Origin of the sequence: Paenibacillus piri, assembly GCF_004354045.1 — a bacterium.
Taxonomy (GTDB): domain Bacteria; phylum Bacillota; class Bacilli; order Paenibacillales; family NBRC-103111; genus Paenibacillus_S; species Paenibacillus_S piri.
Window position 1 is genome coordinate 183,138 of record NZ_SMRT01000005.1, and the last position, 13,558, is coordinate 196,695.

Sequence of the window (13,558 nt, forward strand, 5' to 3'; positions counted from 1 at the left end):
CGCGGCGCAGGCATGTCCTTTTTCCCATGATCTTATTATAAAAATAAGCGGAATCCAAAAGCAATCAAATGTGCCGCAATCGTTTGGAATTTCACAAAATGGTTGTCATAAAACTTGTCTCCCCCTCGTATAGTGGGATTAAGAGAAGGACAAACAATCCCTTAAATATCAAGGAGGAATCATCCATGAAACGGTACAGATGGACTCGTTGGGCGGCTGTGACGGGCATTGTGGTGCTGCTGACTTCGGGCTGCTCCGCATTAGGTACGAAGGAAAATTCGCAATCGATCGATCCTCCGCCGACCGGCGCGGATGCCGCTGCCGACAAAGTGAAGGCGGTTAGCGGCACTGTCATTCAAAATCCTTCGCCGGTTACGATTTATGCCAAGGATAACAACGGCTTTGTAGCTCCGGTCGGCATCAATGTCGAGAAAGCGGTCGATAAAGCGAAGAAGGCGCTGGAAGCGATGGTGGATGGCAGCGCGGCGTCGACGCAGCTGCCGGCCGGCTTTACCGCAATGATTCCTAAAGGAACGACGATAAAAGGAATCAACATTACGAAGGATAAGCTTGCGATCGTCGATTTTTCCAAGCAGTTTACGGATTACAACGTACAGGATGAGCGTAAAATTTTGGAAGCAATTACATGGACGATGACAGGCTTCCCGAGCGTGGATAAGGTTCAGCTGCGCGTGGAAGGCAAGGCGATGACCGAAATGCCCCATGGGGCCACTCCGCTGGACGAGCCGCTGACGAGAATGATGGGGATCAATCTGGAAAAGCCGGAAGGCGTGGAGTATGGGCAATCGACGCCGGTTACGCTGTATTTCCTGGGGCAAAATCAGGACAACTACAAATATTACGTGCCTGTTACCCGCATGGTGAAGCGTACGAACGACATCGCTCAAGCTGTCATCGAGCAGCTGATCTCCGGTCCCGATCAGAAGAAAGGGCTGGCTGCGGTCATGACGCCGGGTGCGGAGCTGAAGCAGGTGAAAAAAGCGGACGATCTGATTACAGTCGACTTCTCGGATAAAATGCTGGGTCCCGACAAAAAGGCACCGGCCGAAGCTTTGAACGCTGTGGTGCTGTCGCTCACCGAAAATGCAGGCGCCGCAACGAAGGTACAGATTACCGTAAACGGTGAAGCCAAGGTGACGACAACGGAAAACCAAAGCTACAGCAAGCCGGTTAGCCGGCCTTCCAATATTAACCAGATCAAACTGTAAGCACCGTACATCCGAAACGGGTTTAACCGCGAAATTTATATGAATGACGAAGGGGGAGCCGCGGCTCCCCTTTTATAATGATAGAAAGTATACGTTTTCAGCGGAGCTGAAGCTTTCTATGATTTCAAGAAAACCTACATTTAAATCGCGGTCGCTCATCTTGGTATGGCTTCGATAGAGGTTTTCTTATAATGATAGAAAGTATACGTTTTCAGCGGAGCTGAAGCTTTCTATGATTTCAAGAAAACCTACATTTAAATCGCGGTCGCTCATCTTGGTATGGCTTCGATAGAGGTTTTCTTATAATGATAGAAAGTATAAGTTTTCAGCGGAGCTGAAGCTTTCTATCATTTCAAGCAAACCTACATTTAAATCGCGGTCGCTCATCTTGGTATGGCTTCGATAGAGGTTTTCTTATTGGAACTCATTAGCTCACTTTGGTACAATAGGAAGGCTGAAGGGTACATACGATATCAACCGCTGTTTACGGGCAGCTTATGAAGGAAGTTTTCCTGGGGAAAACTCAGTTCATGCTTACGAAGAAAGTTTTCCTAGGGAAAACTCAGCCTATGCTTACAAAGAAAGTTTTTGCTGAAGCAAAAACAGAGTCCATGCTTACGAAGAAAGTTTTCCTACGGAAAACTCTGAGGAGGAGAATCAAAATGAGAAAAGACGGAAGACAAAGCGATCAGACGCGTCCCGTTTCAATAACGACCCATTATAACAAGCACGCCGAGGGCTCGGTATTGATCGAGGTGGGCGATACGAAAGTGATTTGCACGGCTACCGTTGAAGAGCGGGTGCCACCCTTTATGAAAGGGCAGGGCAAGGGCTGGGTGACAGCCGAATACTCGATGCTGCCGCGGGCGACGCAGGTGCGCAACCAGCGGGAATCGGCCAAAGGCAAGCTGGGCGGACGGACGATGGAAATCCAGCGGCTGATCGGCCGGGCGCTGCGCTCCGTCGTCAACCTGGAAGCATTGGGCGAACGTTCGATTACGCTCGATTGCGACGTCATTCAAGCGGACGGGGGGACGCGAACGACATCCATCACCGGAGCTTTTGTCGCGATGGCGTTCGCCATTGATACGCTGGTTAAGGAAAAAAAGCTGAACAAGTATCCGATTACCGATTTTCTCGGCTCGATCAGCGTCGGCGTCATCAACGAGCAGCCTTGTCTCGATCTGAATTACGAAGAAGATTCCCGGGCCAAGGTCGATATGAACGTTGTGATGACGGGGCAGGGGAAATTCGTCGAGGTGCAGGGAACGGGGGAGGACGCGCCCTTTTCGCGCGCCGAGCTGGACGCGCTGCTGGCACTGGCCGAGACCGGCATACAGGCGATGATACGCGAGCAGGAAGCGGCGCTGGGAGCGGACATTGCCTCCAGGATTAGGGGGACTTCGCATGCTTCGATCCGGGTCTGACATCGTCATCGCTACGCGCAACGCCGGCAAGGTAAAAGAATTCGCGCCATTGTTTATGGAAAAAGGGATGACTGTAAAAAGCTTGCTCGATTTTGGCGATATGCCGGATATCGTGGAGGACGGGCAGACATTCGCCGAAAATGCGCGGATTAAAGCCCGCACCATCGCGCTGCGGCTGGGCATCCCGGTCGTGGCGGACGATTCGGGCCTGTGCGTGGACAAGCTTGACGGCGAGCCCGGCGTCTTCTCCGCCCGCTATGCCGGGGAGCATGCATCTGACGAGCAAAACAACTCCAAGCTGCTGGAGCGGCTCAGCCGGTTGGGGACGCCGCCGCTGGCTTATGGAGATGCCGGCGGGGCAGGCGCCCCGGCGTCGTTGAGCGGCGCGCGTTTTGTTTGCGCGATCTGCTTGGCCGACGGGGAAGGGAGGCCGATCGTTGAAGTCGAGGCCGACTGCCCGGGCGGGATTATAGCCGAGCCGCGCGGGGCGAACGGCTTCGGCTACGACCCGTTGTTCTACTTGCCGGAGTTTGGCCAAACGATGGCAGAGCTTGATATCGAGCAAAAAAACAAGATCAGCCACCGGGGGCAGGCGATCCGGAAGCTGTGGCAGGCGCTGGATGCGTAGCACATAAATAAAGACGGGGTACGCAGCTTAAGCCTGCATCGCCCGTCCCGGTCTACCCTCATTAATCGGGTTAACGGATCGAAACTTTATAGTGTCTCAACCACGTATCCACCTGAGCCAGGTACGCGAACATTTGCGGGCCGGTCATCAGCTGCCCGAACCAGGGCAGATTGAATTGGCTCGCATCGCCCTCCGCCAATTTCCGGATTTTCGCCGTATCGATAAACGGCAGCAGCGGCGAGGATGAGTCGTTCAATATGTCGAGAACCCATGCCCTGACCGCATTTAAATAGCTTGGGTTATGCGTTTTCGGATACGGGCTTTTTTTGCGGGTCAGCACATCCTCCGGAAGGACGCCCCGCAGCGCGCGGCGCAAAATTCCTTTTTCCCGGTCGCCGGCCGTCTTGATTTCCCAGGGGATGTTCCATACATATTCGACAAGCCTGTGATCGCAAAAAGGTACGCGGACCTCAAGCCCGACGGCCATGCTCATTCGGTCCTTACGGTCGAGCAGCGTTGGCATGAAGCGGGTAATATTGAGATAGGACATTTCCCTCATCCGGTTTTGCTGCCGGTTTTCGCCGGCCAGCCGCGGCACCTCGGAAAGCGCTTGGCGGTAACGCTCCTTGACGTACGACTCCGGCTTCACCCATTGGATGAAATCGGGCGCTAACAGATCAACCCGGTCCTTGGTGGCGAGCGACCAGGGGAACGTATCTGCGTTCAGCGCTTCCTCGCGATGAAACCAGGGATAACCGCCGAATATTTCATCGGCCGCTTCTCCGGAAACGGCAACCGTGGCGTCCTTTTTGATTTCCCGGCAAAATAAATAAAGCGAGCCGTCGACATCGGCCATGCCCGGCAAATCGCGGGCGTAAACGGCCGTTTTGAGCGCACTGACCAGCTCGGGTGTGTCGAATTCCAGATAATGATGCTCGCTGCCGAGAAACTCAGTCATCCGTTTGATCCATGGAGCGTCGGAATTAGGCTGAAATGTATTTGCTTTGAAATGCTTGTCATTGTCCACATAATCGATGGAATAAGTATGAATGATACCCATGTCGCTGGAATTGTAATAGTTGGAGGCAAATGTCGTCAGCGCGCTGGAGTCGAGTCCGCCCGACAGCAGCGTGCAGATCGGCACGTCGGACGCCAGCTGGCGGATGACGGTGTCCTGCAATATATCGTGAATTCGCCCGGCCGTCGTATCGATGTCGTCCTCATGCGGCTTGCTCTCCAGCTTCCAGTAAGCCCGGACATGAAGACCGTTGCGGTCCATCGTCATGCAATGTCCCGGCTTTAGCTCGGACATGTTGCGGTAGACGCCGTGCCCCGGTGTCCGTGCAGGGCCGATGGCAAAAATTTCGGCCAGCCCTTCGCCGCTGATTTGGGCGGGGAAATCGGGATGCGCCAATATCGCTTTCGGCTCCGAGCCGAACAGCAGCCGCCCGTTATCGTAGGAATAGAACAGCGGCTTGACGCCGAGCCGGTCACGGACAAGGAACAAGGATTGGTCAAGCGAGTTCCAGACGGCAAAGGCGAAAATGCCGTTCAACCGGTCTACGCAGGAGCGGCCCCATTCGATAAAGGAAACGAGCAGCACTTCGGTGTCGCAAGTCGTCGAGAACGAATGTCCGCGCAGCTCCAATTGTTTTTTTAATTCTGGGGCATTATATAATTCTCCATTGTAAACGATGGTAAACGTATTTTCGCCATATTTCCGGATCATCGGCTGTGCGCCGTTGGCCGGGTCCATAACGCTCAAACGTCTATGTCCAAGCGCGCAATGCGGAGTGATCCAGGTGCCGGAAGCGTCCGGACCGCGATCTGATAACGTAACCGTCATATTTTCCAGAATAGACGGATATTGGGTTAAATCTTTGTGCCAATCGATCCATCCGGTTATGCCGCACATAGTTTTCATCCCTTCCTAGCGTGTCTTGTCGACAAAAGCCAAGCCGTTCGACAAGAAAGCATGATGATAAAGGTTATGCTTTGACGAAACAGAAAATGTCTGTCCGATCAACAGGAAAAGATAGACAAAATGACGTTTAACGTTTACACTATGCGGTAACGGTTCAAGGCCGAGCCATATCCGATGAATAGAACAAGACCGAATATCCCACTCTAACCGTAAGACGTTCGGGAGGGAAGCAACCAAACGGCTCAAGGAATAGAACCCCGGTCATCAAATGTACCGACACGCTGTTCTTCTAGCCGGATCAAGAACCAATCAAGTTGAAGAGGTGGTCATACGTATGAAAAAAACGAAGTTAGTCAAAGAACAGACTGAATACAAAGAGGCCAAAGAGCGCTTCGAAAAAGCGAACGAGGCTTTTCAAAATAAGCTGACGACCGTTAAGCTGCTCGGCGTCGTCACCCAGGAGAAGCTGGAGGAGCTGATCGATCAGACCGGCCTGCACGATGCGCTGAACAAGCTGGGTGCCGCCGAAAAGTCGCTGCTGCAATGGTCGCATGAAGCGATTCAAAGTGAAAAGGACTACCTGCAGAACAAAGAAGCGGTCGACAGAATGTATGCTTTTATCGATCAGGACCCGGAAGTTAAAGCCAAGCTGATTCAAGCGGCAATGAAAATCAATTAAATCGAGCAACGTTTCCGAACAGCGGAGAGGATCGCCTTTTCCGTTGTTTTTTTGTGCCCGCCGGCCGTCGCCTTTTGTGACGGTTTTTCTGGTTTTTCTCTTCCGATTTAGGGCACTCTATTTGGCAGAATGCGTATTCTTTCGCAAAATTTTCGCAAACAGGGTGAACAATGTGACGATTCGGATTAATATATTGCAGGCCTCTATGATTTTGCTCACCTCCGTGGGGCTGATGAACCATGTGATCCTTATCCCGATATTGCTTGATATCGCCGAGCGGGATGCCTGGTTTTCCGCTTTGCTGACCCTGGTTCCGTATTTGCTGTGGACTGGTCTGCTGTACTGGATTGTCAAACGGAGCGGGCAACAGCCGCTGTTCCAATGGGTTGAATCCGTCTCCGGCAAAGCCGTCGCCGCGGTATTGAAGCTTGTGTTCGGCGTCATCGTGCTGCTGGTTGCATTAATCACCTTGAAGGATACGATTACTTGGGCTATTGCCTCCTATTTGCCCGAAACGCCGGCAATCGCATTGGCGCTGCTGCTTGTGAGCATCTGTTATTTTGCGGCGCAGTCAGGCATTCTTTGCATATCGGTAATGAGCGGGATCTTGTTTCCGGTTATTGTCATTTTGGGTTATTTTGTTATGTCGGCAAATATTATCAATAAAGATTACAGCAGATTGCTGCCCGTTATGGAGTACGGCTTAAGTCCTCTGCTTCAAGGCATGTACTACGTCGGCGCAGGTTATGGCGAGCTGATATTGCTGCTGCTTATGCAGGAGCATATCGTTACGCGCATTAAATGGTGGCATCTGGCCTTGCTCGGGATCATTATCGCCGGGTTGACGATTGGACCGATCACAGGCTCGATCGCCGAATTCGGACCGGTGGAATCCGCGAAACACCGCTACCCGGCATTTGAGCAGTGGAAGCTGGTCAAGATTCAACAATCGATTGAGCGCGTCGACTTTTTCTCTATTTATCAATGGTTCGCGGGCGCGTTCGTACGTATCTCCATGTCGATGTATATTTTGTGCGAGCTGAGCCCGTTCAAGGGAAAGAGGAGCAAAACCGTCTCCCTGATCGTATTGGCGCTGCTGATGCCGGTTGTCATATTGCTGCCGGTCAGCGACATTCAATTTTACGACTGGCTTAAATATGTTTATATGCCATCGGCGTTGATCGCTTATGTTGTTCTGACCTTGTGCTTGTGTACGATTGCATTATTTGCCAAAAAAGGAGCGTACTTGCGTGAAAACATGGAATGAAGAACAGCTTCGCATTTTATTCAAACGATGCGCCGATGTGCAATTTCATGAAGTGAAGACAGTCAAGCCTGACGATAAGGAACAGGAGGGAATGCTGCTCGTTTATTGCGAGAATTTATGCGACATGCGCATCATTCAGGAGCTGATTTTGCCCAAACTGCATGAAGGACTCGAAATGGGAACCGTGTCGGTAGAGCCCGGAGCTATGGATTGGGATGCAATGTTTTCTGCATGGTTCCCCGAGGACGCGACGGAGCAGGATGTTATGGACGAGCTGTTCAACGGCAACCTGATCGTCCTCAAGCCCGGCAGCGGCAGGCTCCTGTATATGCAAACGTCGAACCGGCCCGAAAGGCAGCCGGAGGAATCGAGCACCGAAATGACGGTCAACGGTCCGCGTGACGCCTTTATAGAGGATCTGGGAGTCAATATTGCGCTGATCCGCAAAAGGCTTCGCACGAACACCTTGTGCGTGGAAAAATATACGTTGGGCAGACGCAGCAGAACGCGGGTGGCGCTTCTTTATATAAGCGATGCATTGGATAAAACGGTTGCCCGCCATATTAGCGACAAGCTGCAAAGCATCGACATCGATTCCGTACTGAGCCAGGAAGAGCTGAAAATATTGTTGGTCGACGAGAATTTCAGCTTTTTCCCGCATATGAATTTCACGACGCGTCCGGATTATGTGACTAAAAGTCTCGTAAAGGGCCGGTTTGCCATTATGATGGACGGATTGCCGACGGTGATGCTGGCTCCTGTCAATATTTCTTATTTGATTACGGTGGCCGAGGATAACCATACGCCGGTATCGATGCTGTTCATCCAGATTTGGATGCGGAGGGCAGGCTTGTTCATTACCCTTCTGCTCCCGGGCTTCTGGGTGGCCCTTACATCTTATCACCAGGATCAAATCCCTTATCCGCTGCTGGCTACCATTGCCGTAGCGACCTCGGGCACTCCGCTTACGGGGCCGTTGGAAATTTTGCTGATGCTGCTGTTGTTTCAGTTTTTTCTGGAGGCGGGCAGCAGGCTCCCGTCAGCGTTAGGGCCATCGATCTCGGTCGTAGGAGGATTGATTATCGGCGATGCCATCATCAAGGCGGGCTTGACTTCTCCGGCGACGCTCGTCATTGCCGCGGTATCGGTCACTGCGCAGTTTACGCTTGTCGGCGGGCACTTGGGCCTGGGCATCGGCCTGCTTCGGCTGTTTATTTTTGTGCTGGCATCCTTTTTCGGCTTGTTCGGTTTTTTTACCGGCGCTTTCTATGTGCTGCTCTATTTGGCGAATATGAGATCGTTCGGCGTTTCCTTCATGTCTCCGATGTCGCCGATCAATTGGAAAGATCTTTGGTATGTGATGTTCAGATTGCCGAGAGGCCGCAACAAGTCGAATCCGGAGCTGCTGCATAAGCAAGCGGATATGACGGGACGCAGAGGGAGCTCGGAGCAATGACGAAGGTCGCGCGGGCGGTATTGATTTTGGCCTCTGTCACGCTGCTGCTGAGTGGGTGCTGGAACGCTTCGGAAATCGACAATTTGGAGTACGTCAATGCGATCGGCATCGATTACTCGAAGGATAACAAGGAATACACCGTATATTTGCAGCTGCTCAGTATCCAGAAGGTCGCCAAAACGGAGAGCGAAAAGCTGGAAGGGGAAATGCCGGCTTGGATTGGCGTTGGCAAAGGAAAAAGCTATGTGGAGGCTATAGGAAAAATTACGCTGGAGTCGCAAAAACGTTTGTTCTGGGGGCATGTGACGGCGTTGGTGCTGGGAGAGGGGCTGCTGGAAAAAGGTGAGATTACCGATGTGCTGCAGGCATTTTTCCGTTTCCATGAGCTTCGTTATACGATGTGGGTGTTCGGATCGCGCAGCGACTTGAGCCGCGTGTTCGAGGCGACTCCGAATTTTGAACGGTCCCGCTTGAAAATGCTGATCCATTCTCCGCTTGAAAATTACAAGCAGCGTTCTTATATCGCGCCTCTTCACCTTAACGATTTTATGGCCGGATATTACGAGCCTGCCCAAACGTTGATTTTACCTGCCATGACAGTCAGCAACGACGTTTGGCGTAAAAGCAGCGAATCGTTGGACACGCTCAAATACTCGGGCGTTTATCCATTCACCCATCAGCAGAGCAATGGTTTCATATCGATGGATAAAATAGACGGAATCCGCTGGGTCCAAAATTCAACGACGCGGGCCTCGGTATCTATTATGGATGGTACGAAGGCGTTGGCCTCGCTGCGGCTGAGAAAGCCTCGGCATTCGATCAAGTTCAAGGAGGTTGACGGCAAGCTGGTATTCGATCTGAAGGTTAAAGTGAACGCCGTCATTTCAGAAATGAACGAGCAGGTGTCCGAGCAGGAGCTCGAGAAACAGGTTCAGAAAGTGATCGAGAAGGAGCTGCGCGAAACGTTCGAAGCCGGACTGAAAAAGAAGGTCGACCTGCTCGGTCTGCAAAACCGCTTGTATAGCCGGCATGTGAAAAAGTTTCGTCAGTACGACAAGGATCAGGATCAATTTATTTTGCAGCGGGATTCCTTGGGCAAGGTGGATGTGAAGGTCAACCTTACTTCGGCCGGCAAATATACGTATCGCATGTACAAGGACAATGAACACAAGGGCAATGAACACAATGGCAAAGAACAAAAAGGCAATGAGCAAAAGGGCGATGGGCAAAAGGAATCATGACCGAAGCCTTTGCTTTCCGGCTCCGAATCGGGTACACTGCATTAAAATAGCCGACGCGTCCGGAAGGCAAGCTTTTCCATTTGCGCGGGCCAAATCGAATGCTTAAGAAGTTATGTTTTACTGGCAGTAAATCTATGCACACGCTTACGAAGTCAGTTTTGCTAAAGCAAAACAAAGCACAGGCTTACGAAGTCAGTTTTGCTAAAGCAAAACAAAGCACACGCTTACGAAGTCAGTTTTGCTAAAGCAAAACTTGGAGGAGGTGATACCCATGACCGGAAGGCCGAGCGACAACGTCATCCTTTTTCCCAAGACCGTCGAATACTACCAGTTCGAGCTGACCCGGATGCTGGAGACCGAACGGTACGGCGAAGCCATCCGGCTGCTGCAGCATTTGCTTTCGTTTCAACATCAGGACGAGCGGGTCCGCGAGGAATGGCTCGCGCTGCTCGACTGGCTGAAGACGATGTTTCCGGAGGAGCTGTTATCCCAGGCGGAACACGAGGAGGAAGAGCTGACGGAAGCCGAGCTGCTCAGGAACCATCTATCGGCCAAGGAGCGCGATGACGAAGGCTATGCCTTGAAGCTGCTGGATATGCTGGACCAGCCGCAATCGGTAGAAAATATGATGCTGGCGCTTGACCAGCTGGCTTTTTTGGAGCATGCCGCCATCAACGGCAGACTCGGCAAATGGATAACCGCCCGTGAGCAGCACCCGTCCATTCAATTCAAAGTGCTGCAAACGCTCAAAAACCGCGGCGTAACGGGACCGCTGCAAATGACGAAGCACGGTGAAACGTTTGTCGTCGATGTGGAGGACACGCCGGTTTCTTTTGCCGACTTTCCCGCGCCTGTCACAGAAATTATCGATCGGGTTCAGGATATAAGCGAATTGACCCAACCGGCGCTCGCTTATTTTGCGCAGGAAACATGGAACGAATTTTTGGCGTTTATTTACGGAACCGCGCTCTACCGGCAAATATTGCGCCAGGATCAGGCATGCGCCGACGTTTGGGCGGCTGCATTCCATTTGGTCCTTTTGGAGAATATATTTCAAAACGGGGACAAGGAAGAAATCCTCGACCTCTACGGCATAACAAGCGATCTGATGTTCCAATGGGAGCAGGCCTATCGGATGATTCAGCTGTTTGCCGATTTGACGTTTTCGCGCAGCCGCGGCGGCTGATGATTAATCGACGAACGTTACTTGAAAACGGAAAAGGTTATGTTATAATAGAATGGTTATATTGGCGGCTTGGGACAATCTATGCCTCCCAATACGTCAGGACGTGAAAAAGTGATGGATAATTTTTGGAGGGGAAAGCATAAAATGAAAGCAAGCTGGGAAAAAATAGAGAAGAACGTTGGCGTTCTTGACATCGAGGTTGAAGCGGAGCAGGTTGCCGCCGCTTTGGACAAAGCATTTAAAAAAGTCGTGCAAAAAGTTAACGTTCCAGGATTCCGTAAAGGAAAGGTGCCCCGTTCCATATTCGAATCCAAATTTGGCGTGGAAAGCTTATATCAAGAAGCTCTTGATATCGTTGTTCCGGAAGCTTACGTCGAAGCTGTCGGCGAAACCGGCATTCAACCGGTAGACCGTCCCGAGGTGGACGTAGAGCAATTCGGCAAAGGTCAAGTATTGAAATTCAAAGCGAAAGTTATCGTAAAGCCTGAAGTTGAGCTGGGCGAGTACAAGGGCATCGTTCTTGAAGCGAAAGAATCTGCTGTAACCGAAGAAGAAATCAGCCAGGAGCTGGAAAGATTGCAAGGCCGTCACGCTGAGCTGGTACCGGTTGAAGACGGCGCCGTTGAAAACGGAGATACCGTATCGATCGACTTTGAAGGGTTTGTCGACGGGGTTGCATTTGAAGGCGGCCAAGCCGAAAAATACTCCCTCGAAATCGGATCCGGCAGCTTTATCCCCGGATTCGAAGAGCAGCTGGTCGGACTGAATAAAGGCGAAGACAAGGACATTACCGTCAACTTCCCTGAAAATTACCATTCCGAAGAGCTGAAAGGCAAAGAAGCGGTTTTCAAAGTCCATCTGCATGATATCAAGCGCAAAAACCTTCCGGCACTTGACGACGAGTTCGCCAAAGACGTCAGCGAATTCGAAACGCTGGAAGAGTTCAAAAGCGACTTGAGCCAAAAATTGCAGGAGCGCAAAGATTCCGAGGTTCAACGCAACAAAGAAACCGAAGTGGTGGAAAAAGCTTCCGAGGCTGCGCAAATCGATATCCCTCCGGTCATGGTCGAAAATGAATCGGCGCAAATGGTTCGCGAATTCGAAAACCGGCTGCGTTCGCAAGGCATGAACCTGGAAATGTATTTCCAATTCACAGGCCAATCCGAAGATGCTTTGAAAGAGCAAATGCGCGGCGATGCCGAGAAGCGCGTACGCAACAACCTGGTGCTTGAAGCGATCGCGAAAGCCGAAGGCATTGAAGCGTCCGAGGAAGATATTAACGCCGAGCTGGAAAACATGTCCAAAATGTACCAACGTCCGGCCGACGAGCTTCGTACGATCTTGAGCGCTAACGGCAACTTGGGCGACTTGACGCATGATCTTGTTGCGAAGAAAACAGTTGACTTCCTGCTTGCTAACAGCAAGTAATAATGAAAGGGCACGTGATTCTACGTGCCCTTCTCTGTAGCTACAGGATGTATCCATCCATATGGAATTTGACCCTTGGACAAAGAAAAATACATAATCGGCAAGATTCGCTTTTGGGCGCAGGTATCCGTTTTTGATGACGCGACTTCCCGAAGATGGGAACCAACAGTGTCAGACGCACGTTACGGTTTCAATAGAATGGAAATCGTAATAAGTGCTGCGGCCCCGATCATTACATAGTATCGTCGAAGTACATAAGCACGGGATTGGACCCGTATATAAACATAATGCACGTCATGGCCGCGGCTGCAAGTAGGGCATGACGGGCGGGATTCTCGGCACATAAGGTTCATTACGGATAGCGGGTTTAAGGGGCACAGCCTCCTGATTCCCCTTTGGAGAAGGGGTACAAGGGGGATGATCCGCCTATTCGCGAAAACAACTGAAAAGTGATACAATATGAGTTGAAGTACATTTTGGAGCAAAGGGGTTGGAACAATGGGTCTGATACCTATGGTAGTTGAGCAGGAAGGACGCGGGGAGCGTTCGTACGATATTTATTCCCGCCTCTTGAAGGACAGAATAATATTTATCGGTTCGGGCATTGACGATGATGTTGCCAACCTCGTTATAGCGCAGCTGCTCTTTTTATCTGCGCAGGACGCAGAGAAGGATATACATCTGTACATCAATTCTCCGGGCGGTTCCGTAACGGCCGGAATGGGAATATACGATACAATGCAGTTCATCAAACCGGACGTTTCGACGATCTGCGTCGGAATGGCTGCAAGCATGGGCTCCCTGCTTCTGACTGCCGGGGCCAAGGGCAAGCGGTTCGCCCTGCCGAACAGCGAAGTGATGATTCATCAACCGTTGGGCGGCGTCAGAGGCCAGGCATCAGATATTAAAATTCATGCCGACTGGATTTTGAAAACAAAGCAAAAACTAAATCAGATTTACGTGGAGCGTACCGGTCAGCCGCTTGAGAAAATTGAGCGCGACACGGACCGCGACAACTTTATGAGCGCAGATGAAGCCAAACAATATGGGCTTATTGATGCAGTTATCACTCGTAATGAACTGAATGTATAAG

General features: G+C 51.3%; 11 protein-coding genes. 10 read left to right on the forward strand and 1 reads right to left on the reverse strand.

What is annotated here, in order from left to right; all coding sequences use genetic code 11:
- Positions 1-185: 185 nt before the first annotated feature.
- The 3 genes from E1757_RS13395 to E1757_RS13405 all read left to right on the forward strand — a co-directional run bounded on the left by E1757_RS13395 (position 186) and on the right by E1757_RS13405 (position 3,284).
- A complete protein-coding gene (locus E1757_RS13395; RefSeq protein ID WP_133228815.1) occupies positions 186-1,229 on the forward strand; it encodes a GerMN domain-containing protein in 1,044 nt (347 codons plus the stop codon).
- 662 nt (positions 1,230-1,891) lie between these two features.
- A complete protein-coding gene (gene rph, locus E1757_RS13400; protein ID WP_133228817.1) occupies positions 1,892-2,656 on the forward strand; it encodes a ribonuclease PH in 765 nt (254 codons plus the stop codon).
- Positions 2,637-3,284 carry a non-canonical purine NTP pyrophosphatase gene (locus E1757_RS13405; protein ID WP_133228819.1) on the forward strand — a complete coding sequence of 216 codons (648 nt, stop codon included), beginning with the start codon at positions 2,637-2,639 and terminating at the stop codon, positions 3,282-3,284. Before rph ends, E1757_RS13405 begins: the two co-directional genes overlap by 20 nt.
- A gap of 70 nt (positions 3,285-3,354) precedes the next feature.
- On the opposite strand, the gene asnB is transcribed toward E1757_RS13405, so the two are convergent.
- Complete coding sequence (gene asnB / locus E1757_RS13410; protein WP_133228821.1) at positions 3,355-5,199, reverse strand: asparagine synthase (glutamine-hydrolyzing); 1,845 nt, start codon at positions 5,197-5,199, stop codon at positions 3,355-3,357.
- Positions 5,200-5,542: 343 nt separating this feature from the next.
- On the opposite strand from asnB, the gene E1757_RS13415 reads away from it, so the two are divergent.
- From E1757_RS13415 to clpP, 7 genes are all read left to right on the forward strand, one after another.
- Entirely contained in the window at positions 5,543-5,887 is a 345-nt protein-coding gene (locus tag E1757_RS13415) for a hypothetical protein (RefSeq protein WP_133228823.1), read from the forward strand.
- 172 nt (positions 5,888-6,059) lie between these two features.
- On the forward strand, positions 6,060-7,154 hold the full coding sequence (locus tag E1757_RS13420) for a GerAB/ArcD/ProY family transporter (RefSeq protein ID WP_133228825.1): 1,095 nt from the start codon (positions 6,060-6,062) through the stop codon (positions 7,152-7,154).
- Positions 7,138-8,610, forward strand: a complete 1,473-nt coding sequence (locus tag E1757_RS13425; RefSeq protein WP_165972105.1) for a spore germination protein — start codon at positions 7,138-7,140, stop codon at positions 8,608-8,610. Before E1757_RS13420 ends, E1757_RS13425 begins: the two co-directional genes overlap by 17 nt.
- Positions 8,607-9,851, forward strand: coding sequence for a Ger(x)C family spore germination protein (locus E1757_RS13430; RefSeq protein WP_133228829.1), 1,245 nt, complete (start codon positions 8,607-8,609; stop codon positions 9,849-9,851). The genes E1757_RS13425 and E1757_RS13430 overlap by 4 nt, the downstream gene beginning before the upstream one ends.
- Positions 9,852-10,122: 271 nt before the next feature.
- Entirely contained in the window at positions 10,123-11,037 is a 915-nt protein-coding gene (locus E1757_RS13435) for a hypothetical protein (protein WP_133228831.1), read from the forward strand.
- Between the two features lie 144 nt (positions 11,038-11,181).
- Positions 11,182-12,465: a trigger factor gene (gene tig, locus E1757_RS13440; RefSeq protein WP_133228833.1), complete on the forward strand. Its 1,284-nt coding sequence runs from the start codon at positions 11,182-11,184 to the stop codon at positions 12,463-12,465.
- Between the two features lie 498 nt (positions 12,466-12,963).
- Entirely contained in the window at positions 12,964-13,557 is a 594-nt protein-coding gene (clpP, locus tag E1757_RS13445; protein ID WP_133228835.1) for an ATP-dependent Clp endopeptidase proteolytic subunit ClpP, read from the forward strand.
- The last annotated feature ends 1 nt before the right edge of the window (position 13,558 follow it).

Coding starts and splice junctions, on each gene's coding strand:
- asnB (WP_133228821.1), bottom strand. CDS start 5,199: ATGTGCGGCATAACCGGATGGATCGATTGGCACAAAGATTTAACCCAA.
- E1757_RS13430 (WP_133228829.1), top strand. CDS start 8,607: ATGACGAAGGTCGCGCGGGCGGTATTGATTTTGGCCTCTGTCACGCTG.
- tig (WP_133228833.1), top strand. CDS start 11,182: ATGAAAGCAAGCTGGGAAAAAATAGAGAAGAACGTTGGCGTTCTTGAC.
- rph (WP_133228817.1), top strand. CDS start 1,892: ATGAGAAAAGACGGAAGACAAAGCGATCAGACGCGTCCCGTTTCAATA.
- E1757_RS13435 (WP_133228831.1), top strand. CDS start 10,123: ATGACCGGAAGGCCGAGCGACAACGTCATCCTTTTTCCCAAGACCGTC.
- E1757_RS13405 (WP_133228819.1), top strand. CDS start 2,637: ATGCTTCGATCCGGGTCTGACATCGTCATCGCTACGCGCAACGCCGGC.
- clpP (WP_133228835.1), top strand. CDS start 12,964: ATGGGTCTGATACCTATGGTAGTTGAGCAGGAAGGACGCGGGGAGCGT.
- E1757_RS13415 (WP_133228823.1), top strand. CDS start 5,543: ATGAAAAAAACGAAGTTAGTCAAAGAACAGACTGAATACAAAGAGGCC.
- E1757_RS13395 (WP_133228815.1), top strand. CDS start 186: ATGAAACGGTACAGATGGACTCGTTGGGCGGCTGTGACGGGCATTGTG.